The sequence below is a fragment of the Salicibibacter cibi genome, assembly GCF_016495865.1.
In the GTDB taxonomy this organism is placed as follows: Bacteria; Bacillota; Bacilli; order Bacillales; family Marinococcaceae; genus Salicibibacter; species Salicibibacter cibi.
Genome location: NZ_CP054706.1, coordinates 2,104,216 through 2,128,314, shown reverse-complemented (window position 1 = coordinate 2,128,314; position 24,099 = coordinate 2,104,216). Strand labels below are relative to the sequence as shown.

Sequence of the window (24,099 nt, the reverse complement as noted above, 5' to 3'; positions counted from 1 at the left end):
AAAAAATACATCAGTTGTTTCACTGTATTTTGAGATAAGGAGCGAGATTTCAATGTCGGATATTTTAACAGATGTTTTGCAAGCAGCTCCTTTTCAACTTTGGGCTTATTCTGAAGGGGGCGGGTTAAGGATGATCACGAAGCAAGCGTTGGACATGCCTGAACAACCTGATATTTTCCCATTAAATGCCGGAGATGTCGCATATACAGACGGGGGCTTCCGGGATTATAAGGAATATCATTTTCAATATTCTTATGGGAAACGCTTGATTTTACGGATAGAGTCGGTAGTTTCGTTATCTAAATATGAGGAGGAACAATTGGCGATAGAACTGCCTTTGTTTGTTCATCATACCACTGAAGCGCAACAAAAACGTCTTCTTCAAAAGTTGAATGAGAGCATTGGTGCGATTACAGCGTTGACGGATTTGGATGCATTGCTTTCAAAAATTCTCGATACGACGATGGAAGTGATATCCGAAGCGGATATTGGCGTTTTGTGGATGTATGATGAAACCGAGGATTGTCTTAAAGTACAAAAAACTTCAGCTGAAGTGAACACGCGCACGATGAAAAATATGCGTATGAAGCCGGGGGAAGGAATGGTTGGCACCGTTTTTGAAAAAGAAAAAGCGGCTTTATATCCAACACATCGTGACGTTTTATTCGCTGCTTCAACGATGTCATACGATAATCTTTCTATTCTTGAACGCTCCTACCCGTTCGGTGAAGCGGCGTCCGTTCTGTGTGTTCCCGTGAAAATCCGGCAAATAACGAGATGCGTGTTAATTCTTTACCAATTTCGATACGCTTCCTTTACAAAGCATGAACTTAATCTATTGCAAAATTTTGCGGATCAAGTGGGGATCGCCCTTCAAAATGCCGAATTGTTTGATCAGCTACAAGAACAAAATCATCTCCTCGCGAAAAGAAATGACATTCATGAACGATTAGTCAGCCTTTCTATTCAAGGGAAGGGAGCGCCGGCGATTAGAGAAACGTTGGAAGACGTGCTCGGATTCCCGCTTATGTTGTTAAGCTTATTTGACGATCCCGTTGACTCGAATGCGTCGACGTTTGCTGCTTATCACCAAAATGTTATTTTTGAACGGAAGCGCTCGCTAAGTACCCCCTTTATTGTTGAAGATTTCCGAGAGGAGGTGCACGAAGTATTGCCCATTGTCGGCGTAGGTATATGTCTGGGGTACATCATCTGCCGGAAACGTGAGCCTTTGTCATCTCTGCAACGAATGGCCCTTGAACTCGGCATTCCTATATTGGCGTTGGAATTTATTCGCGAAAAATCCGTGACTGATCATTCGTTTAAAGCATCTGAAGAAGCGTTTCAAACGTTGTTAATGGCAGAGACGACCAAAGAGTTGAAAGAGGCTTCCCGTTTGTTAAAGATAGAAGAGCATCGCCCGGTGATGATACTCAAATTTGAACTTGAATTTGACATGGATCCGTCATTTATCAATCTCTATATCCATCGTTTCATCACTGACATCATGAATGACTTCAAAGAAAAGCTTTCCGTTCTCTATACAAAGGGGACGACTGTGGTCACCCTTCTCTATGCATCACGGTTGGAAATAGATGACATCGATGCTTTCTTATCGCGATTCACTCAAGAAAACACTAATATGCGAATGCGCGCTGGGCTGGGTTCTCAAGCAAATCAACTCTCATTGCTTCCAAGAAGTTATAAAGAAGCAGAAAAAGCACTCTCTCACCTCGAGGTAAAAGGCGAATGGGAGTGTGTGATGAGCTATACGGATATTGGCATCAATCGACTTTTTATCGATCAACCACAAGAAGACCTTCATGCCTTTATACAGGACTTCTTTGCGCCGTTGAACGCGATAGAAGGAAAAGAGGAACGTTTAAGCGAAACACTTGAAACGTTTATGAACAACAATCGATCCGCCGGGCAAACGGCAAGGGAACTGTATATCCATGTGAACACTTTGTACCAGCGTTTAAAGAAGATTGAAGAAATTTTACAAATATCTTTTCATAACAGTCACGACGTCCTTCAAGTGCAGCTTGCATGTTATTTGCGGGAGAATGTTCATGAAGAAAATAAGCGTTAAAATGATAACCTATTAACCCGTCCAACACAGTAAAAAAATGAAAATTTCATTGACAAAAAACTTTATAATATATAAAATAATAGAAACTATCGTTTTTATTTTGAAAGCGATTACATCATGTGATACGACGCACGAAAGGGAATGGATATGTCAAAGCAAATGAATGAGAAGGAAAACGGGAAAAGAAAATATAGTGTGCCAGCCGTAGAAATTGCATTTAGAATTTTGACGCTGTTAAGCCGAAAAAAATTTAGCCAAAGCAACTTAACGGAAATTGCGAATGCCCTCTCATTACAACCAACGACGTGTTATCGCGTATTGCAACAACTTAGGGAACACTCCGTTGTTCATTATGACAAACGTTCAAAACAGTACAGCCTGGGTCCTTATTTAGTTGTCTTAGGTGAAAGGGCGAAAGAAAATTCTTTAGATATTACCATTATTCTTCCTTACTTGGAAGAGCTATCTGAACGTACCGGTCTAACGTCCGTGCTCGTTAATCGAATTGGTAAAACACGAACAACAATTGTTGCCAAAAGCGAAGGAGGAGATTTCGGCGTTAACGTTTCCGTAGGCAGACACTTTTCGATTGTGGACGGCGCATACGGAAAATGCCTGCTCGCGTCTATGGAAGAAGAAGCATCGAATGAATTGCTCCAAGAGGTAAAACAGCAACGCTCATTGTCCGATCAAGAAATCAATCAGCTAAAAGCAGACTTCCCCGTTATCCGTGATTATGGATATGCTACTAATTTCGGGGAATCCATCAATGGGATCTTCGGGATAGCCGCACCGATTTTCAATATGGATAACAATGTAGACATGACGATCAATTTGTTTGGAATGACCGCACAGTATGACGAACACGAACTGATTCCTAAAGGGGAATTGTTAAAAGATGCGGCTGATCGCATCAGTGCAAAAATTAAAGGGCAGGGAAATAACCTGTTCGTTTAAAGGAGGTCAACATGGAAAATCAATGGATCATTAATGAAAAACAGGGAAGTACGAAAATCATCTACTTGAATCAACCGGAAACACGTAATGCGTTGGCGATGGAAATGAGGTTAGCCTTACTGCAAGCATTGGAAGATGCAGAACAAGACGATGCCATTAAATGTATCGTTTTAACAGGATCGGGAAAAGGCTTTTCAGCAGGTGGGGACATCTCAGCCATGAAAAAGGAGATAAAACCCCTCGAAGGCAGAAAAAGACTGCAACAGTCCCACCCTTTGCTTCTGAAGATGTTGAGCATGGAAAAGCCCATCATTGCAGCTGTCAATGGAGCAGCTGCCGGAGCTGGTTTCAGCTTGACATTGCTTTGTGATCTTATCGTAGCGTCCGACGAAGCGTTTTTTGTTCAAAGTTTCGTAAACATCGGACTGATCCCGGATTTCGCAGCCATTCATTTTCTTCCCGCGTTAATTGGGACCCAACGTGCGAAAGAGCTGATGTTTTTAGGAGAACGAATTTCTGCTGACGATGCGCAAAGGTTCGGAATTGTAAATCGTGTTGTTTCTTCCGACCAATTGTTGCCTGAAGTAATTGATATGGCAGAGAAATTAGGGAAAAAAGCGACCGCAGCAATGGGAATGACAAAAAAAATCATGAACGAGCATTTGAACAAAGATTTGAAAAATCTATTAGAGATGGAAGCCCAAGGCCAAGACATATGTTTCCAAACCGAAGATTTTAAAGAAGGTGTGCGAGCGTTTTTTGAGAAAAGAGAGCCTTATTTCACAGGAAAATAAAGGGGGAATTACATAATGGATTTTTCATATTCAACGACAGAAAAAGCATTTCAAGAGGAACTGAGGGCGTGGTTAGAAACAAATTTGCCATCAGGCTGGTTAGATGGCGAACGTAAGGTCCCGAAAGATGAGAAAGAAAAAGGAATTTTTCTTAGGGATTGGCAACGTAAACTTTATGAAGGGAAATGGGCTGGTATCTCTTGGCCAAAAGCGTATGGGGGCAGAGAAGCTTCGCTGATTGAACAAGTGATTTATGAGCAAGAAATGGTGAGGGTAAAGGCACCGCCCGTTTTGAACATCATTGGTACTGCAATGATTGGGCCGACATTATTGCAAATCGGAACAGAAAAGCAAAAAGATCGGTATGTTCAAAAAATTATCAACGGAGAAGAAATCTGGTGCCAAGGATATTCTGAGCCGAATGCAGGTTCTGATTTAGCAGCGATCCAAACAAAAGCCGAAAAAAAGGGAGATCGGTGGGTGATCAACGGTCAGAAGGTTTGGACGAGTTACGCCCATTATGCCGATCAATGTTTTTTATTGGCAAGAACAGATAATAGCGGAAAAAAACATAACGGCATCACTGCTTTTTTAGTGGATATGAATCAAGAAGGTGTAGAAACAAAACCAATCAGATCGATCGATGATAATCCTATTTTTAATGAAATGTTTTTCAATGATGCAATTGCCTATGACGAAGATATTGTCGGCGAAATTAACGAGGGATGGAAAACATCGCTAATCCTATTGAGTCATGAACGAGTCGGGGTAGCCAGAAGAACTTTTGCTATCCAGAAACAGTTTGAGGAGTTAGTTGATCTGGCAAAAACCCTCCAAAAGAATGGCCGCTCCTTAATTAAGGATCCAATCGTACGCCAAAACCTCACCCGTTTCCGTGCTCGATCGAGAGCTCTTTTGATGAATTACTATCGACATTTAACAAATATCATACGAACCGGTCGTCCAGGCCCCGAAGGATCCATGGATAAAATGGCATCCAGTGAATTGGCTAAAGAAATGTACGCCTATGCTATGACGATAAGTGGATCCGGGAACATATTGTGGGGGGATGATGCAATCGTATCTGCGGATTGGCAGGAAAGTTATTTGCGGTCGTTTGGTTTTACCATCGAGGGAGGCACCTCCGAAATTCAAAAGAATATCATTGCTGAACGAATGCTCGGTTTGCCGAAAGACGTGAAATATTAGTAACTTGCACAATTTTCAAGAATGAGAAGGGGTGGAAATGGTGGATTTCGCACTAAATGAAGATCAAGAAATGTTCCAAACGTCAACGCGGCAATATCTAAAATCAAAAGGGGGATTAGACATTCCGCGTCGCTACATGGACGGGGAAGCGCACATTTTGCAAGAGATGTGGCATGGCTTAGCTCAACAAGGATATTTGGGTGTCAATGTCTCGGAAAGGTACGGCGGGCTCGGCCAAGGATCGCTTAGTCTGGTTCCTATATTAGAAGAGATGGGACGTGCCATTATTCCCGGTCCTTACCCTGAAACAATGGCGATCGCGGTTCCTCTATTGGAGGCTTATGGAACGGAGGAACAAAAGGAGAAGTATTTGCCGGAAATTGTAGATGGTAAACGGAAACTAACGCTGGCTCTACTTGAATCAAACGGAGAAAACTCCCCGGAAAATATCCAATTGGCCGCAAACGAAGAGGATGGAGAATACACCCTGCACGGAACAAAAGTATTAGTCCCTCACGGGGACGTAGCTGATACATTGATTGTACCTGTCCGTACAGGAGGGGTTCATAGCGAGTACGGTATTTCTTTACTATTGGTTGACCGAGAGGATACAAACATTGAGATACAAGAACAACAAAGTTTTGAGCAAACGAGAAAAATAGCAAAAATAAAGTTTAAGGAAACAAAAGTAGCTAAACAACAGCTTTTGGGACCGAAAAATGCAGGTTGGGGTGCTTTGCAATCCGCCATGAACGATTTGCATGTTGCTTTATGTTCAACGATGGTTGGCGGCATCGACAGAGTTGTAGAAATGGCGAATGAATATGGCCAAACACGGATGCAATTTGGCCAACCGATCGGGCGTTTTCAAGCCATTAAACATCGCATCGTAGATATGAGAATGGATTTGGAAAGTTCACGATCCCTTACTTACTATGCTGCATGGGCCTTGGAAAATAACGCCGAAGATATGATTGAAGCGATCGCACTTGCGCGTTCTTTCACCTCGGAAGCGTTTGTTCGGACAGCAAGTGAAAATGTTCAAATTCACGGCGGGATGGGATTCACATGGGAATTTGATTGCCATCTATTTTTAAAACGTGCGCGTGCATTAGAAAATTACCTCGGATCTTCAGACGACTGCCTTGAAATCGCTGCCGGTGAATTAGGTTGGTAATGGGGGCTTAATCATGCATTTAGGCAAACTGTTCGAGAGGTCAGTGGAAAATTGTGCTGAACTGGAAATGGTGACGAACGGGGAATACAGAGCGACGTATCGTGAAGAACAGGCGCGCACACAACGATTAGCCGCTGCCATGAAGGCGGTAGGTGTCCAAAAAAATGACCGTGTTGCTTTTGTTGATACTAACCGGTATGAATTCTTTGAAATACTTTTTGCGACTGTATCACTGGGTGCCGTCTTTGTACCTATCAATTACCGGACAAAAGAAAAAGAATTGGAATACATGTTGGATCGGGTAGATATAAAAATGGCTTTTGTCGGGGAACGTTACTACCCGATGGTGCAACAAGTGAAGCGTAATGTGCCTACATTGGAAAGTGTTGTTTTATTCGAAGGTGATCATGAGGGTGCACTTTTGTATAAAGACCTTTTGAAGTGTGGCGTTCAAAGGAAATTATCACATGAGGGAACAGAAGATGATCTGGCCGTTCTTTTATTTACAAGTGGGACTACATCTCGTCCCAAACCGGTGATGCTTACGCACCAAGCAGTGTACAATTTTTTAAATGTCTATCCCTCCTCTGAAAATCTGGAACAAGAAGTCTTGCTATTACATGCCCCAAATTTTCATGTAGCCGGGCTACTAAATGCAATTATCGGCATTTACAAAGGCGTCCGATTCGTATTAATCCCGCAGTTTGATGCACAGTTATGGCTTGAGCAAGTCCATAACGAAAAATGCACGCGCACGTTCTTGACCCCAACGATGATGAAACACGTATTGGATCATAAAGATTTTGATCGCTATGACTTATCAAGCTTAAAATTAGTTACGTATGGTTCGGCACCGGCATCCATTACTATTATCGAAGAGACAATGCACAGATTCCCGGAAACGACAGATTTTGCCCATGCTTTCGGAATGACGGAAACGATGTCGACGGTAACGTCGTTAGGTCCAAGTGATCATAAATTAACCGGAACAGGAGAGGCGCTTGAAAAACAGAAAAAACGTCTGCACTCTGTCGGCCGTCCATTGCCTGATGTACGTATACGTATTTGTGATGAGAAAGGAAATGAGCTTCCTCCAGGAAAGGTGGGACGTGTGGAGCTATTAACATCGCGCACGATGGATGGTTATTTAGGGGATGAAGAAGCTACACGACAGGCATTTACATCAGATGGATGGTTTCAATCCAGTGACATGGGTTACTTGGATGAAGATGGTTACCTCTATATTATGGGAAGAAGTGACGAGCTGATTATACGAGGCGGCGAAAATATATCGCCTTTGGAGGTTGAGGGAGTCATTAGCCGGCACCCGGAAGTGTATGAAGTCTCGGTTATTCCTGTTCCAAGCCTTGAATGGGGGCAAGAGGTGATGGCGATTATCGTCCCGAAAGACAAGAACAATAAACCGGATGCAGAAGCCATCATTCAGCATTGTCGGGAGAACATGACAAGTTTCAAAAAGCCCGGTTACGTCACGTTTGTTTCTGAATTGCCCCGGAATTCAACCGGGAAAATTCTTAAGAACGTTTTGAAAGAACAGTATACGGTGCATCATTAAAACCTGAAAGGGCGGATGATTGATGGGAACAACTGTCAAACAATTTGGCATGACTGTAAACGGGGAAGCGGTTTACACGAAAAATACATTGCCTGTCATCAACCCAGCAAATGAAGAAGTCATTGCGCAAGTTCCCCACGCAGATCAAAATGATCTAAATCATACGGTGAACGCTGCAAAAGCTGCCTCTCCTGCATGGGCTGCACGCTCTGCTGAAGAACGGGCTGCTAAATTGGAAGCATTTGCGGATGCATTTTACGAGCAACGCGACGAGCTAGCAAGGCTATTTACCTTGGAAATGGGAAGACCTCTAAAGGGATCATTACAAGAAGTTATAGGGTCATCGAAATCATGTAAAATGATTGCCGGCCAACGGTTGGAAAACGAGATTCTAGAGGAAACAGAGCAACATTTTGTGGAGAAATCCTACACCCCGCTTGGTGTTGCAGGGTTAATTGTTCCATGGAATTTTCCTGTGACTCTCGCGATTTGGAAAATAGCGCCTGCATTATTAACCGGAAACACGATTGTAATGAAACCTTCTCCTAATACACCTTTAACAGCGTTATTTTTAGGGAAAATTGCCAAGGATATTTTCCCTGCAGGTGTTGTTAATGTTGTTACCGGCGGGAATGAGCTGGGAGCTTGGATGACAGAGCATCCGGGTATCGATAAGATCAGTTTCACAGGTTCAACGGCAACGGGGAAAAAGGTGATGCAAGGTGCAGCTGACAACCTAAAGCGTATTACCTTGGAGCTTGGCGGAAATGATGCGGCTATTGTGCTAGAGGATGCAGATCCGAAGAAATTCGTAGAACCGGTATTTTGGGCAGCTTTCCGAAACACGGCGCAAATCTGTATCGCGTCAAAGCGATTATATGTTCACGAAAACATTTACGATGAGTTTTTAGCGGAACTTGTGAACTATGCGAAAACGGTGAACGTCGGTGATGGGATGGATTCGGACACCATGATTGGACCTGTCCAAAACAACATGCAGTTTGAAAAAGTCAAAGACCTCATTGAAGATGCAAAATCCTCAGGCGCAACCATCGTTTGCGGTGGAGATGTAGAGGATAAACCGGGATACTTCATTCCAATTACGATCGTTGATAATCCGGCCGAAGATTCCAGGGTTGTTCAGGAAGAGGCTTTTGGCCCGATCTTGCCGGTGTTAAAGTATCACGACTATGAGGATGTCATTCAAAGGGCAAACGACTCTATCTATGGATTAGCCGGTTCCGTATGGGGAGAGGATCTAACATTTGCCAAATCTATTGCAGACCGACTCGAAACAGGTACGGTTTGGATCAATGAAGCACACATCCTGTCGCCAAAATTCCCGTTCGGCGGACACAAACATTCAGGAATAGGTGTCGAGCATTCCCGGGAGGGACTTGCGGAATACACGAATACAAAGGTTGTTATGATGAGGAAAAAATATTTTTTTTACAAAAGGGGGGGAAGATTATGAAGGTTACAGCAGCAATTATCAATGAAGCCAATAAAAATTATCAACTTGAAGCGCTAACACTAGGTGAACTTTATTCTGATGAAGTTGTCGTAAAAATGGTTGCCTCCGGCATTTGTCAATCAGATGAAGTAGTACGAACGGGGAAGTCAAGTATTACTCCATTGCCTGCTGTTATGGGCCATGAAGGCGCAGGTGTCATTGAAAAGGTTGGCAGCGCCGTCAAAGACTTAAATGTGGGTGATCAAGTGGTCATGGCTTACAATTATTGTGGTGCATGCCCAAGTTGCCGTACAGGTCATCCTTCTTCCTGTAGCCAATGGACAACACTAAATTTGAGTGGTGCCCGTCCGGATGGAAGCCATATCTTTTTTAAAGCAGATGGTACACCGGTGTCAAGCTTCTTTGCACAAAGTTCTTTTGCCACCTATACGATTACAAATGTTAATAACTTAATTAAAGTTGAACCGGAAGTAGACTTGCGTTTAGTTGGCCCTTTGGGCTGTGGATTGTTGACCGGTTTTGGCACCGTAGTGAATGGTTTACAACCAAAAACGTCTTCATCCATTGTTGTATTTGGAACAGGAGGCGTTGGCCTTGGGGCACTCATGGCTGCAAACATTGAAGGTTGTTCAACTATTATCGCCGTTGATATTCATGATTCCCGGTTAGAAATAGCCAGAGAGCTTGGAGCAACACATACCATAAACAGCAGCACTGAACATTTGGGAGAGCGTATAGCAAAAATTACAGGTAGCTTAGGCGTAAACTATTCAATCGATACAACGGGTATTTCATCCGTGATGAAAGCATCCATTGATGTTTTGGCCATTGCCGGTGTTAGTGCACCCGTAGCCATATCAAAAGACTCCATAGCATTTAACACGTTTAAAGACTTGTCACTGACAAACCGTAAGTTAATAGGTGTCTTAATGGGTGATGCCGTTCCGCAAATTACGATTCCGCAACTTATTCGATACCATAATGAAGGGAAATTCCCATTTGATAAATTAGTAAAGTTTTATAAATTCAATGACATAAATCAAGCAGCAGCAGACTCTACGAACGGTCAAACCATTAAACCAATCGTAATTATGGATGAGAATTATCGCAAGGAAGAACCTATTGGCATTTAATCAATAACAAAAATATGAACCTTTGAAAGGAAGATAACAATGCAAGAAGCAGTCATTGTAGAAGCGGTAAGAACACCGGTAGGGAGGAGGAATGGCTTACTGAGTGAGACCAGACCTGATGAATTGGCAGCAAAAGTACTAAAAGAAGCAGCAACCCGGGGCGGGTTATCTCCGGAACATGTGGAAGACGTCATTATGGGTTGTGTTTCCCAGATTGGAGAACAAGCACTAAACATAGGAAGAGTTGCTGCTTTAATTGCCGACTATCCGACGGAAGTGCCCGGCACGACCATTGATCGGCAATGCGGCTCCAGTCAACAAGCGGTCCATTTTGCGGCTCAAGCAATTGCTAGTGGAGATATGGATGTTGTCGTTGCAGCAGGCGTCGAAAATATGTCGAGAGTGCCGATGGGATCAACTTATAAGGGAACAGAGCGAAGCGAAGAATTAACATCACGTTATGAGATGATTAATCAAGGGTTGTCGGCAGAACGTATTGCCGAAAAGTGGGGGATGAGCCGACAACAACTGGATGAATTTTCATTAGAAAGCCATGAACGGGCGTTACAGGCGCAACAAGAAGGCCTCTTTGAGAAAGAAATCATGCCATTAGAAGTGACGACACCAGAAGGAGAACGAACGACTGTACGGGATGATTCCGGGCCGAGAAAAGGCTCGTCGCTTGAGAAACTTGGCAGTTTGAAACCCGCATTTCAGGAAGACGGGGTCATTCATCCCGGGAATTCCAGTCAAATCAGCGACGGCGCAGCAGCACTTGTCCTTATGTCCAGAGACAAAGCAGAGAAGCTTGGGCTTAACCCGCGTTTCCGTATTTTAGCGCGTTCCGTTGTGGGATCTGATCCAACCATGATGTTAACCGGGCCTATTCCTGCCACTGAAAAAGTGTTGAAAAAAGCAGGGTTAAGCATCCATGATATCGACACTTATGAAGTCAATGAAGCTTTTGCTCCTGTACCACTTGCTTGGTTGAAAGAAACCGGGGCTGATCCCAAAAAGCTTAATCCTCATGGAGGTGCCATTGCCTTAGGCCATCCCCTCGGGGCAAGCGGTGCACGGTTAATGACAACGATGGTGCATGAACTGGAACGCACAGGTGGACGTTACGGATTGCAAACGATGTGTGAAGGAGGCGGCATGGCGAACGCAACCATCATTGAGCGTTTAAATTGAGGAAGGGAGATTTAATCATGGATGAGACGATCAAGGTTGATGTCAGTAACAAGATTATGACGATCACCCTGAATCGCCCGGACAAGTTAAATGCATATAATCGTCAAATGCAAAACGACTTCATGCACGCACTGGACCGTGCAGATTCGGATGATGAGGTTAGAGTTGTCATCGTAACGGGTGAAGGCAGAGCTTTTTGTGCCGGAGCTGATTTGGAAAAAGGCGGCGAGACGTTCGGTTTCGAAGACTCGATCGAAGAACACCGTGATGGCGGCGGGATATTGGCATTGCGCATTTATGAATTAAAAAAACCGATTATCGCCGCAATTAATGGACCTGCAGTTGGTATAGGCGCAACAATGACACTTCCGATGGATGTTCGTATTGCTTCTGATAAAGCAAAAATGGGATTTGTTTTTGCAAGACGGGGGATCACGCAAGAAGCATGTAGCGGGTGGTTTTTACCACGTATTGTCGGCATCAGCCAAGCGATGGAGTGGGTCTCTACAGGGAGGATTTTTAAGGCAGAAGAGGCGTTGGAAACAGGACTGGTCAGTAAGGTAGTTCCTCCTGAAGAACTTATGGATACAGCTGTGTCGCTAGGCAGAGAAATAGCGGATAACACCTCTGCCATTTCAGTAGCGCTTTCCAGACAATTAATGTGGAAAATGATGGGTGCCGATCATCCAATGGAAGCGCACAAAATTGAATCGAAGTATCTCTATTGGGTTGGCAAACGGGAGGACGCACGGGAAGGTATTAACTCTTTTCTTGAAAAACGTGAACCGAATTTTAATATGAAACCGAGCACAGACATGCCGGAATTTTATCCATGGTGGGAAGAACGTACGTTTAAAAGCTGATGGTATGAAGGAGTTAATCAAGGTGAACAGAAAAATAGAGCATCTGAAACAATCAATGGAATTGCCGGTTATTATGGCACCGATGTTTTTAATTAACGATGCCAGAATGGTAATCAATACTTGTTCCTCTGGCATCATGGGCACCTTTCCAGCACTAAATGCTCGTACGAATACGATTTTGGAAGAATGGATGCAGCAAATAAACGGGGAACTAGACAGATTAAAACGCGAAAACCCTGAAAGAAAAATTGGCCCGTGGGGAATTAACTTTATTGTCCATAAGTCGAATAAACGATACAAAGAAGACCTTAAACTGATTGAGAAATATCAGCCCCCGGTTGTTATTACATCTTTGGGGGATCCAAGTCCTGTTGTTGAAGTTGTTGACAAATATGGAGGATTTGTTTTTTCAGACGTGATCAATATAAAATTCGCCAAAAAAGCAATTGAAAAAGGGGCGGATGGATTAGTCCTTGTCGCAAATGGTGCCGGTGGCCACGCGGGGACATTTAATCCTTTTTCATTTATCCATGAAATTAGAGAATTTTTTGACGGTCCAATCGCTTTATCCGGAGGGATGACAACAGGAGAAGATATTCTGGCATCCGAGGTGCTTGGAGCAGATTTTGCATATGTTGGCACACGGTTCATTCCGACGAAAGAAAGTATGGCCCCACAAGGATATAAAAATATGATCGTTGAATCTTCGATCGAAGATATCATTTATACGGATGCATTCAGCGGCGTCAATGCAAATTACCTAATTCCAAGCATAGAAAATGCAGGTCTTGACCCTAACAATCTTCATAAAAAGAAAGAAGTTAATTTTTCAGAGCTAAGAAACAAAGAAGTGAAAGCCTGGAAAGATGTATGGGGGGCCGGTCAAGGTGTTGGGTCGATCAGTGAGGTCCAGACGGTTAAAGAAATTGTTGACGAACTAAAAGGTGCTTATGACAAGTCGAAAGAACGTATAAAGAGAGGGGAGTTTATTACACATGGAACTAAAGAATAGTGTAGCCGCCGTTACCGGAGGTTCTTCCGGGCTGGGAGAAGCCGTTGTACAAAACATTGTTTCTAATGGGGGAAAAGCAGCAATTCTGGATCTTAATGAAGAGAAAGGACAGGATCTGGCACAGTCTCTCGGAGAAAATGTCATGTATATTCAAACAGACGTTACTGATGAGGAAAGTGTACAATCCGCGCTAGATGAAACAGTAGCAAAATTTGGCTATATGAATGTCTTAGTTAATTGCGCGGGTATCGGAGGCGCACAAAAAACGTATGGCAAAAAAGGGGTGCACGGCCTCGGACATTTCCAAAAAGTGATTCAAGTTAATTTGATCGGAACGTTCAATGCCATCCGCCTTGCGTCGGAGAAAATGAGTGTCAATGAACCAAATGAGCATGAAGAAAGAGGCGTTATTATTAATACAGCCTCTGTCGCTGCTTTCGAGGGTCAAATGGGGCAAGCCTCGTATAGTGCTTCAAAAGGCGGAATTGTTGGGATGACGTTGCCGATTGCAAGAGATTTAGCCAGCTTGGGCATCCGAGTATCGACGATCGCTCCAGGGTTGTTTGAAACACCATTGTTTGGGAACGCGCCCGAAAAAGTAAAAAACGCATTAGGAGAAATGACGCCATTTCCTAAACGGCTTGGCTATCCTGATGAATTTGGTCAAATGGCGAAAAGCATTATTGAGAACCCCATGCTTAATGGTGAAACGATTCGTCTCGATGGCGCGATTCGAATGCAGCCTAAATAGGAATTGCTGAACAACTTGCAGCTATCAACTGAAGCCGGGATGCCGCTTCCATGGCTTCGCTTTCCGCAGACGAACGTTCAAGCCTCCTCGCGCAAAACCGGTGCTGCGGGGTCTTGACGCGTCCGTTTTTCCGCTGGAGTCTCGCCATTGCAGCACCGTCCCTCCGTACGTTGCCAGAAATGCAAGGGTTTTTTTGCTTATAGGAGGCACCAAAATCTACGGTTTGACAAACCTAGGGTAATTATGATGTGTAGTGACCGCTACGGAAAAACACTACGCTTTCCCACAGGAGTCTCCGTGTTTTTCCTCCGCTAGCTAGTGTTATCACCATGGTGAAGAGCCGCAATAAGAAAGGGAGATTATAAATGGCTAAAGTTGTATCCGTAAGTAAAGAGCAAGGAATTGCAACCGTTACGATGGACAATCCTCCAATGAATACGTTGAGTGCGCAAATGAGAACAGACTTAGCTGAAGTTTTTACTGATTTGAAGGCAGATAACGAAGTTGTTGCGATCATACTAACAGGTACCGGGGAACGTGCATTCATGGCCGGTGCAGATATTAAAGAATTTCCGGATCGGGATAAAGTGACGGAGCAAGAAGCGTCCTCCGCATCCATGGATGTTTTTAGCGTCATTGAAAATACGCCCAAGCCCACCATTGCAATGCTCAACGGCTATACATTAGGCGGTGGCCTTGAAGTTGCATTAACATGTGATATCCGTATCGCTGAAGAACATGCAAACGTCGGCCTTCCGGAGGTAAAGCTTGGATTGCTGCCGGGAGGCGGCGGTACGCAAAGATTGCCTAAAATCGTCGGTCCCTCCAAGGCAAAAGAGATGATGTTTACAGGCTCACAAGTGCCAGCCGACGAAGCGCTTCAGCTCGGCATTGTCAGCAAAGTAGTCCCGCAAGGGGAAGGGCTGGCTGCTGCGCAAGAATTAGCGACGAAGATTGCCAGACAATCTTTACAAGCGCTTAGCCGCATTAAGCAGTTAGTGAACGAAGGAACAGAAAAACCTCTGGAGGATGGCCTTAAAATGGAGCGTGAATTTTTTGACGGACTTTTCGAGACGAAGGATGCAAAAGAAGGCATCAGCGCATTCATCGAAAAACGCCGTCCGGTGTTTACGCACGAGTAATAGTCATCAACTCACGGTATTTGGAGGTGCTTAAATTGAGCTTAAAAGACTTTTCGGTTAAAGACAAAGTAGTCATCATCACGGGAAGTTCTCAAGGGATCGGGCATAGACTTGCGACGGGATTTGCCGAAGAAGGCGCCAAAGTCGTCGTTAACAGCAGAAAGTATGACAAGCTTACGCCGCTTATCGAAGAAATAGAAGGTTTTGGGGGAGAAGTGCTCCCTGTACAAGCAGATATGAGAGAGTATGATGATGTCGTAGCGTTAATGAAAAAAACCAATGAACGGTTTGGAACAATTGACCTATTAATCAATAACGCGGGCGGAAGTTTCGGTCATTCTTTGGATGAGCTATCCCCAAATGGATTTTCCGCGATTACCCGTAATAATTTGGATCAAGTCTTTAATTGCTGCGCTGCCGTCCGGCCATTTATGGCTGAGCAAGATGGAGGCCGGATTATTAACGTAAGTTCGATGGCAGGCATTCGCCCCTCCCCCGGCTTGGGTGCTTATGGTGCAGCCAAAGCCGGTGTCATTAGTTTGACTGAAACACTCGCTTTGGAGTGGTCTAAGTATAATATACTTGTAAATTGCATTGCTCCGGGGTTGATCGTAACCGAGGGGACAAAAGATGTATTAATACCGACCGAAGAAAAAGAACAAGAATATAGAAATAAAATTCCTGTAGGAAGAATCGGAGTGCCGGAAGATATTTTAAACGCTTGTATCTATCTTGCAAGTGAAGCATCGTCTTATATTACCGCTGAGACGATTAAAGTGGAGGGCGGTCCGCGGCAGGGTTGATTTGAGTCATGGGCATAAAAATGGCCGTTTAAATATTGAGGGGGCTGTCATCATTACGTTATTGCCGACAGGTATGCGGATGGGCATTGCCCCCTTTTTGCTACTGAGCTGAATCGATCATTTGCCAGGTATATTGTAAGCGCTTTTCTTGAGCCGACGAAGAAATAGCAACGAAAGGAGATAACGATGAAGCAATTAACAACACACGGTAAGCAGGTTGTTTCATTCATTTTTCTAATACTTGTTATCTCAGCATGCTCTAGTCCGTCTACTGCTATGACAACAGTGGAGGAAGAGGAAGGAAGTGAATCTGATACATATCATTTAATTTATCATTCTTCCTACACACCAAAAGATGAATCGGAGGACTTTGATCCTTTGTATCATGTCCAGGAACGGTTCATGGACTTGGTTGAAGAAAGAACGGATGGGCGTGTGATGTTTGATGCTTACTATAATAATCAACTGGTAGGTCAGGATGAAGCTGTCGATGCACTTGCAAATGGAACGATTGATGTACAAATTACATCTCCTGATTATTGGGCAGAACGAATACCGGAAGGATTTATCGTGAATTTGCCTTACTGGAATATGGGTGCAGAGCATTCTCTTCATATTTTACGAGAAACGGAAGTAGGTGCGTTGTATGAACAGGCATTGGAAGAATATGATATAAAGCTTTTAAACTATTGGGTCAGTGGTACTTCCGGTTATATGTCGACTTCACCTATTTTTAGTGTTGAAGATATGCAGGGATCCATTATAAATACCACCAGTAATTTTGCTATAAATTTCAACCAAGAAGCAGGTGCCGGGACTGCGTCGTTATCCGTGGCGGAACAATATGAGGGACTATATCGGGGTACGATCGATACAATACAGTTTCCATATTATTCATTGGATAGCATAAGATATGTTGATGTTATTGACTATTTATCTGTTCCGACCTTTAATCCGTCTATCGGAATGGTTGCGATGAGCCAATCAACTTTGGACGAACTTCCCGAGGATATCCAAAACATTATGATGGAGACAGCACAAGAAATGGAAGAAACTACAGCAGAAGTGGGGCCGAGTTATGATCAAGAGATCTTTGCATTTGCGGAAGACCATGGGATAGAACTGGTAAGCATGTCCGAAGAGAATTTCAAGGAAATGGAACAGCTCGCCCAGGAAACTGTTTGGGAAGATTTTGCGTCCGTGAATGATCGTACTGAACAAATGGTTGAATCCTTACTTATGGAAAATGAGGAGTGGTTGGAAGAAAACCCTGAAGCAGAAAATTATATGGACCAGTACCTGGATTAGTTCTCCCTTATAAAATGTTGGTTCTAGCCGTCTACAAAAAAAAGGAACGTGAGGGGATGTCAATGAAACGCTCCGTTATTATGATCATGGATGGGATCACAAAGCTAAATAAATCGATGGTATGGATCATGGGCGTATTAATCGCTGTAGTCAGTATATTGCTCTTTGTCGATGTGCTCTTAAGGTATTTCTTCAGTTCCCCTACCGCATGGGCCTTCGATCTATCAACGTGGAGCACTGGTATCATCGCTTTTGGTCTTGGTGGATATGCATTGGCTATGGGGTACCATGTTCGTATCGATTTATTTTTCGAAAGGTTTTCAAGAAAACAAAAATGTTTCGTAGATCTAATCAGTGCCGCTTTTTTATTTCTGATGGCGATTACATTAATTTGGTTGGGCATGGATTATGTGATCCATTATTATCAAATCGATGCCATGTCATCGGGGGGGATGGGCATGCCTTTGTGGATTCAATGGCTTATCGTTCCGGTGGGAGGAGCTCTAATCGGTCTCCAAGGCTTAGTGAAAGTAATCAATGACATCTATATTATCATCACCGGAAAAGAACTGTATGATGCCGGGGAGGGTCGATAAATGGAATTATGGATGATAGCGATTATTTTATTTGGATCCTTGCTTTTCTTTCTTTTTCTGGGTATTCCGGTGAGTTTTGCCCTCGGAGGCATATCTATTATTCTTGGTATGATTTATTGGGGTGGTCTCCCCAGTCTGGATGGCTTTGTTTTAGGTTCATATGAAAATGTCACGCAAGCCATCCTCACAGCCGTTCCTTTGTATATTTTTATGGCAGCCGTTTTGATGTACAGTGGTTTAGCGGAAGATTTATATGAAGTCATTTACCGTTGGTTCGGGGGAATTCGTGGAGGACTGGCTGCCGGAACATCGGTCATTGCCGCTATATTTTCCTCTATGGTTGGGGTTATTTCTGCATCCACAGCAGCATTGGGGATGGTGTCCAGGCCCTCCATGTTAAAAAGAGGCTATGATGATAAATTAACCTTAGGCGTTATTATGGCTGGGGGTACGTTAGGGCTTCTGATCCCGCCAAGCATTGTGATGATCATTTACTCATCAGAATCCGGCGAATCGGCAGCAGCTCTCTTTATGGCTGGAATCGTTCCGGGTTTATTTGCAGCGGCGATATTTATTGTTTATTCTCTCGTTTTATGTTTCATAAAACCGGAAAAAGGCCCAAAGATTGATATTGAAGAGCGTTTTACTTGGGGAGAAAAACTTCGTTCATTACGTGGGGTCATTCTACCGTTAGTAGTGATTGCTATCGTGCTTGGGTCCATTTATTTAGGGATTGCTACACCGACGGAAGCAGGTGCCGTTGGTGGTGTCGGTGCATTATTTGCGGCTGGCACGAAGAAGCAATTAAACGTGGAAAATATGAAAAGCATATTTCTCATGACCGCCCGTTTAACCGGTATGGTGTTCTGGATTTTAATTGGTGCAGCGGCTTACGCACGTATCGTTGCCGTAACGGGAGTAGGAGATGGATTAGCGGCTATGATTGCTGAGTCCGACTATAACCGGTGGATCGTGTTAATACTAATCCTCGTTTTATTCCTTATTTTTGGGATGTTTATGGACTCGGTCGCTGTATTATTAATCACGGCTCCTTTTTTCTTACCCTTACTCACGGCTTTAGACTTTGATCTGATCTGGTTCGGTGTGTTATTCATCATTACGGTTTGTATTGGAAGCCTTACGCCTCCCGTAGGTTTGAGCTTATTTATAATGAAAGGGGTAGCGCCGGACATAAGTATCGGGAAAATCTATTCGGCGGTATGGCCATTTGTTTTCCTTCTTGTGCTGATGATCGTAATCGTACTAATCTTCCCGGAAGTCGCTATGTGGTTGCCGAGTATGATGATGGATTGACACTGAAATAATCTCTCCGGGAAATTCCTCCTGGGGCTGCTTATCGATCATTGACGGGAGAATCAAAATTTACAGACAGGGGGGATTGGAAATGCTCTAACAAGGAAAATATAAGCGATTGCAAATCGAGTGAAAAAGTAAAGACTAACAAATAACGAAAGAAAGGAGATAGCTGTGAATAGCTTGGATAAAAGAAATGGGTTCGTAGTTCTATCTTTGATCCTGCTATGTATTCTTTCCGCGTGCGCTACATCGGAATCAGCAGGAATCGAGGGTGGGACAAATGAAGAGGAAACGTATACATTGACTTTCCATTCTTCCTATCCTCCCTCGGTACATGATTGGGAACCAAAGTACTATGCTCAAGAAAAATTTATTGAGTTGGTAGAAGAACGAACAGACGGTCGTGTGACGTTTGATGTCTATTATAGTAATCAATTGGTTGGCCAAGATGAATCGGCGGATGCTCTGGCGAATGGAACCATTGATATACAGAATATTTCACCTTCTTATTGGGCAGAAAGGATTCCGGAAGGAAATCTTGTCAGTCTGCCATATTGGAATATGGGGGAAGAACATGCCCTTCATATTTTGAGAGAGACAGAAGTCGGGGAATTGTATGAAGACGCGTTAGATGATTATGGAATAAAGCTCTTACATTACTGGCCCAGTAGTACAACTGGTTATATGTCAACGACCCCGCTTTCCAGCATTGAAGATATGGAAGGGGTGGTAATGAATGTTTCAAGTAATCTAACGATTGATTATAATCAATCCATGGGTTCTGGCATAGCCTCCCTGCCGGCAATCGATCAGTATGAGGGGTTGTATAGAGGAACGATTGATGCAATACAATTTCCATATTACGCGTTGGAAACCTATAGTCTTGTTGATACCGTTGACTATTTGGCCGTGCCAACGCTTAATCCGGCGATGACCCATATAGTGATCAGTCAGGAGTCTTGGGAAAAGCTGCCTGAGGATATTCAAGACATTATGTTAGAGACAGGTCAGGAAATGGAGGAAGCTGCGATTGAAGGTTCACAACGATACACACAAGAAGTTTTTGAATTTGCAGAGAATCATGGAGTTGAATTTGTCAGTATGACCGAAGACGATTACGAACGTATGGAACAAATGAGTCAAGAAAAAGTTTGGGACAATTTTGCATCCATAAATAATCGTACTGCACAAATGATAGAGCACCTGATGATCGAAAATGAAAAATGGATGGAAGAGAATCCGGAGGCAGAAGATTACATGGATCAGTATTTAGATTAACTTAGGAGAAAGCAGGGAAAAGAAAAAGTTAAGTGATGGATTAGGTTTTGAAAAGGCCTCTGTAAATATAGAATTTACGGTTGCCATGGAATACGTAATAATTAACGGTTTCAAAGGAGTGTTCAAAAATGAATTATCACGAATTGGTTGAACATTTTTCTTGGGAAGAAGTGGAGAAACAATTTAATTTTAGATCTGGCGACGGAATTAATATGGCGCATTTAGTATGTGATCGCTGGGCAGAAGATCTAAACCGAGTTGCCATTCATTGGGAAGATGCATCAGGGAATGAACAGACATGGACATATAAAAAATTAAAAGAAAAGTCCAACCGGATGGCACATGCATTAAATTCACTCGGGGTAAAAAAGGGGGATCGAGTAGCGGGACTTTTAGGTAAAGATATGGAATTAATCGTCACCGCTTTAGCAACTTGGAAAGTAGGGGCAATATATGTTCCATTATTCACAGCATTCGGTCCGGATGCAATCATGCATCGTGCAACAGACTCGGGAGTCAGCCTCTTAGTGACGAATCAAGAACAAATGAGTAAGCTTAAGAATCAAGAAACAGCATTCAAAGTACTAACAACTGATGGTATTACTAATGAAGGAAAAACTTTTTGGGAATTGGTTGAATCGTTCGCTGATGACTACGTGATCGAACCTACCATCGAGACGGACCCTTCTGTCATTCAATATACCTCTGGAACGACAGGTCTTCCCAAGGGGGCGGTAAGCTCCCATAACAGCATTATAAGTTTATATCCATATATGAAATACGCGTTAAATATCGATTCAGATGATATCTTTTTCGGTGGCGCGGATATGGGTTGGTCCTATGGGCTAATGCCATGTACCTTTGCACCGCTTAGCTTCGGAATCCCCATTGTTGTATATAAAGGTTATTTTGATGTAGAAAAAATTTACAAGCTTTTGGATAAATATAATGTTACGAACTTCACCTACGCACCGACCGCATATAGGATGATGATGGCAGCCGGCACAGATCTTCTACAGAAGTATAACATAAAAACGAAAAAATTTAGCAGTGCCGGGGAGCCATTAAACGCTGAGGTTGTTCGTTTTTTCGAGAATAATTTTGGGATGCCCATATACGATCATTATGGATCAACCGAGTCAGGGATGCTTGTGAATAATTATAATATAACGGATATGGCTATAAAGCCCGGATCTATGGGGTTGCCGTTACCGGGTTATCGAGTTAGCTTGATAGATAACCAAGGGAATACTGTAATGAAAGGGGAAACCGGAGAAATTGCGATTGATACAACCGATGGTAAATTCAACTTTATGGGTTATTGGAACAACGAGCAAAAAACGAAAGATAAGCAATTTGGCAAATGGTTCTTGACCGGTGACCTTGCAAAGCAGGATGAGGATGGCTACTTTTGGTTTGAAGGGCGAGCGGACGATGTCATTACCAGCGCAGGATACAGAATTGGCCCCACTGAAGTGGAAAATAGCCTAATGGAACATCCTGCAGTTATGGAAGCCGCTGTAATCGGAAAACCGGATAAAGCAAAAGGGGAGATTGTGAAAGCGTTCGTGGTGCTTAATGACTCATATGAACCATCTGAAATGTTATCACAAGAATTCAAGGAATTCGTAAAGCAAAAATTATCAAAACATCAATATCCACGCGAGATAGAGTTTCTGGAAAATCTCCCGAAAACCCAGAGCGGAAAAATTCAGCGGTACCTTTTGAGGAAACAACACGTATAACAAATGAGAACCTATATTTAGGGACTGCTGAATAATGGAAAAAGACTGGCACAAAAGCATTTTCCGTTGGCGTTGCCAAAACTGGATGCAAGGAAATCCATCCTATAAGCAAAAAACCCTTGCACTTCTGGCAACGTACGGAGGGATGAAGTTGCAATGGCGAGACTCCAGCGGAAAAACGGACGCGTCAAGACCCCGCAGCGCCGGTTTTGCGCGAGGAGGCTTGACCGTTCGTCCGCGGAAAGCGAAGCCATGGAAGCGCCATCCCGGCTTCAGCTGATAGCTGCATGTTGTTCAGCAATCCCTATTTAGGGGCGCGCTTAAAGTGCGCTTCCTTTTTTTGTTCATTTCAAAATATCTCAAAAAGATCATAATATTATTGACAAAAAAATTTATTGTATGTAAAATATCAATAAATGAAAGCGATTCCAATGCTTGACACTGTTTCTTTTTAGATTGTATACAATAACCAGTTTTACGAAAGTGAAGTCAGGAGGGGCTTTATATGGGATTAACTGTTTACACCGACGAGCATCAAATTTTCCGCGAATCATTGAGGCGTTTTTTGGAAAAAGAAGTGGTTACCTACCTTGATGAATGGGAAAATCAACAATTCGTTCCAAAAGAGATGTGGAAGAAGTTCGGCGAACATGGTTTTTTGTGTCCATGGGTGGATGAGAAATATGGAGGCGCCGGTGTAGGCTTTGAGTATTCCGTTATTCTGATCGAAGAAATGGCAAAAATCGGATTTGATATGGCGACAAGCCTGCATAGCGATATCGTGGCACCATATATCGCCAGCAATGGGACTGAAAAACAGAAAGCCGAATGGCTCCCCAAGTGTGTGTCAGGGGAGATGCCGCTTGCGATCGGCATGACGGAACCAAATACCGGTTCGGATTTAGCAAACATCCAAACGACTGCCAAAAAATCGGGAAATGACTATATCATTAACGGTCAGAAGGTATTTATTACAAATGGCATAAATTGCGGAATGGTCATCGTAGCCTGTAAAACGGACACAAAAGCTGATCCGCCTCATAAAGGCATTAGTTTAATTGCCGTTGAAGAAGATACGCCCGGATTTATTAAAGCAAAAAAATTGGAGAAGTTGGGTCGTAATACATCAGAAGTTGCGGAATTATTTTTCGAAGATTGCCGTGTTCCCGCTGGCAATTTGATCGGCGAAGAAGGTAAGGGCTTTCAATATATGATGGAAAAACTTCAGCAAGAGCGTCTGATTCAAATAATTCGCAGTCAAACAGATGCCGAGACGATGTTGGATATGACGATTGATTATTGTCAAACGAGAACGGCATTTGGAAAACCAATTAGCAAATTCCAGCATAACAAATTTAAAATCACCGAGATGGCGACTGAAATTGAATTGGGACGCACATTGCTTGATCAGTTGTTAGAAGGGCATATTAATGGCATCGAAGATGTCAAGAGAGTTTCAATGGCGAAATGGTGGATTACGGAAATGGCTAATCGCGTGGCCTATCATTGTTTGCAGTTGCACGGCGGCAACGGATATATGGAAGAGTACCCCATTGCGCGCAGATATCGGAATGTTCGTATGGATACGCTTGCAGCCGGGACGACGGAGATTATGAAAGTGATTATCGCAAAACAGATGAAATTGTGAGCACTGTAGATTTGGATAGGGGTATAACTTAGA

Annotated in this window: 22 protein-coding genes; 21 read left to right on the top strand and 1 reads right to left on the bottom strand. The window is 43.3% G+C overall.

The features are described 5' to 3' along the window. Nucleotides 1–52: 52 nt before the first annotated feature. The 12 genes from HUG20_RS10790 (at nt 53) to HUG20_RS10735 (ending at nt 14,229) form a co-directional block, all read left to right on the top strand. A complete protein-coding gene (locus HUG20_RS10790; RefSeq protein WP_200084699.1) occupies nt 53–2,092 on the top strand; it encodes a helix-turn-helix domain-containing protein in 2,040 nt (679 codons plus the stop codon). 147 nt (nt 2,093–2,239) lie between these two features. Further along, on the top strand, nt 2,240–3,049 hold the full coding sequence (locus HUG20_RS10785) for an IclR family transcriptional regulator (RefSeq protein WP_200084697.1): 810 nt from the start codon (nt 2,240–2,242) through the stop codon (nt 3,047–3,049). A gap of 11 nt (nt 3,050–3,060) precedes the next feature. Continuing rightward, entirely contained in the window at nt 3,061–3,843 is a 783-nt protein-coding gene (locus tag HUG20_RS10780) for an enoyl-CoA hydratase/isomerase family protein (RefSeq protein WP_200084695.1), read from the top strand. Between the two features lie 15 nt (nt 3,844–3,858). Continuing rightward, nucleotides 3,859–5,052, top strand: coding sequence for an acyl-CoA dehydrogenase family protein (locus tag HUG20_RS10775; protein ID WP_200084693.1), 1,194 nt, complete (start codon nt 3,859–3,861; stop codon nt 5,050–5,052). 37 nt (nt 5,053–5,089) lie between these two features. Further along, on the top strand, nt 5,090–6,229 hold the full coding sequence (locus HUG20_RS10770) for an acyl-CoA dehydrogenase family protein (protein WP_246476384.1): 1,140 nt from the start codon (nt 5,090–5,092) through the stop codon (nt 6,227–6,229). A gap of 13 nt (nt 6,230–6,242) precedes the next feature. Further along, nucleotides 6,243–7,805 (top strand): class I adenylate-forming enzyme family protein, encoded by a 1,563-nt coding sequence (locus HUG20_RS10765; RefSeq protein ID WP_200084686.1) that lies wholly within the window; start codon nt 6,243–6,245, stop codon nt 7,803–7,805. A 22-nt stretch (nt 7,806–7,827) separates the two neighbouring features. Then, the gene (locus HUG20_RS10760) at nt 7,828–9,279 is read left to right on the top strand and encodes an aldehyde dehydrogenase family protein (protein WP_200084684.1); all 1,452 of its coding nucleotides are present in this window, start codon (nt 7,828–7,830) and stop codon (nt 9,277–9,279) included. Further along, on the top strand, nt 9,276–10,412 hold the full coding sequence (locus HUG20_RS10755; protein WP_200084682.1) for an NAD(P)-dependent alcohol dehydrogenase: 1,137 nt from the start codon (nt 9,276–9,278) through the stop codon (nt 10,410–10,412). Before HUG20_RS10760 ends, HUG20_RS10755 begins: the two co-directional genes overlap by 4 nt. Nucleotides 10,413–10,451: 39 nt before the next feature. Next, complete coding sequence (locus tag HUG20_RS10750; RefSeq protein ID WP_200084680.1) at nt 10,452–11,603, top strand: thiolase family protein; 1,152 nt, start codon at nt 10,452–10,454, stop codon at nt 11,601–11,603. Between the two features lie 17 nt (nt 11,604–11,620). After that, entirely contained in the window at nt 11,621–12,466 is an 846-nt protein-coding gene (locus tag HUG20_RS10745) for a crotonase/enoyl-CoA hydratase family protein (RefSeq protein ID WP_200084678.1), read from the top strand. A 55-nt stretch (nt 12,467–12,521) separates the two neighbouring features. Further along, nucleotides 12,522–13,478 (top strand): NAD(P)H-dependent flavin oxidoreductase, encoded by a 957-nt coding sequence (locus HUG20_RS10740; protein WP_246476692.1) that lies wholly within the window; start codon nt 12,522–12,524, stop codon nt 13,476–13,478. Continuing rightward, a complete protein-coding gene (locus tag HUG20_RS10735) occupies nt 13,462–14,229 on the top strand; it encodes a 3-hydroxyacyl-CoA dehydrogenase (RefSeq protein ID WP_200084674.1) in 768 nt (255 codons plus the stop codon). Before HUG20_RS10740 ends, HUG20_RS10735 begins: the two co-directional genes overlap by 17 nt. A gap of 24 nt (nt 14,230–14,253) precedes the next feature. On the opposite strand, the gene HUG20_RS19510 is transcribed toward HUG20_RS10735, so the two are convergent. Then, the gene (locus HUG20_RS19510) at nt 14,254–14,385 is read right to left on the bottom strand and encodes a hypothetical protein (RefSeq protein ID WP_281392393.1); all 132 of its coding nucleotides are present in this window, start codon (nt 14,383–14,385) and stop codon (nt 14,254–14,256) included. A gap of 209 nt (nt 14,386–14,594) precedes the next feature. Between HUG20_RS19510 and HUG20_RS10730 the strand changes: the two genes are divergently transcribed. The 9 genes from HUG20_RS10730 (at nt 14,595) to HUG20_RS10690 (ending at nt 24,066) form a co-directional block, all read left to right on the top strand. Further along, nucleotides 14,595–15,371 (top strand): enoyl-CoA hydratase/isomerase family protein, encoded by a 777-nt coding sequence (locus HUG20_RS10730; RefSeq protein ID WP_200084672.1) that lies wholly within the window; start codon nt 14,595–14,597, stop codon nt 15,369–15,371. Nucleotides 15,372–15,406: 35 nt separating this feature from the next. Beyond that, complete coding sequence (locus tag HUG20_RS10725) at nt 15,407–16,174, top strand: SDR family NAD(P)-dependent oxidoreductase (RefSeq protein ID WP_200084670.1); 768 nt, start codon at nt 15,407–15,409, stop codon at nt 16,172–16,174. Between the two features lie 186 nt (nt 16,175–16,360). Then, a complete protein-coding gene (locus HUG20_RS10720) occupies nt 16,361–17,482 on the top strand; it encodes a TRAP transporter substrate-binding protein (RefSeq protein ID WP_200084662.1) in 1,122 nt (373 codons plus the stop codon). A 62-nt stretch (nt 17,483–17,544) separates the two neighbouring features. Then, on the top strand, nt 17,545–18,078 hold the full coding sequence (locus HUG20_RS10715) for a TRAP transporter small permease subunit (protein WP_200084660.1): 534 nt from the start codon (nt 17,545–17,547) through the stop codon (nt 18,076–18,078). Next, nucleotides 18,079–19,392, top strand: coding sequence for a TRAP transporter large permease (locus HUG20_RS10710; RefSeq protein ID WP_200084653.1), 1,314 nt, complete (start codon nt 18,079–18,081; stop codon nt 19,390–19,392). A gap of 174 nt (nt 19,393–19,566) precedes the next feature. Further along, on the top strand, nt 19,567–20,673 hold the full coding sequence (locus tag HUG20_RS10705; protein ID WP_200084651.1) for a TRAP transporter substrate-binding protein: 1,107 nt from the start codon (nt 19,567–19,569) through the stop codon (nt 20,671–20,673). A gap of 128 nt (nt 20,674–20,801) precedes the next feature. Further along, nucleotides 20,802–22,418, top strand: coding sequence for an acetate--CoA ligase (locus HUG20_RS10700; RefSeq protein WP_200084649.1), 1,617 nt, complete (start codon nt 20,802–20,804; stop codon nt 22,416–22,418). A gap of 34 nt (nt 22,419–22,452) precedes the next feature. Further along, entirely contained in the window at nt 22,453–22,698 is a 246-nt protein-coding gene (locus HUG20_RS10695; RefSeq protein WP_200084647.1) for a hypothetical protein, read from the top strand. A gap of 225 nt (nt 22,699–22,923) precedes the next feature. After that, nucleotides 22,924–24,066, top strand: a complete 1,143-nt coding sequence (locus HUG20_RS10690) for an acyl-CoA dehydrogenase family protein (RefSeq protein WP_200084645.1) — start codon at nt 22,924–22,926, stop codon at nt 24,064–24,066. Nucleotides 24,067–24,099 lie beyond the last annotated feature (33 nt).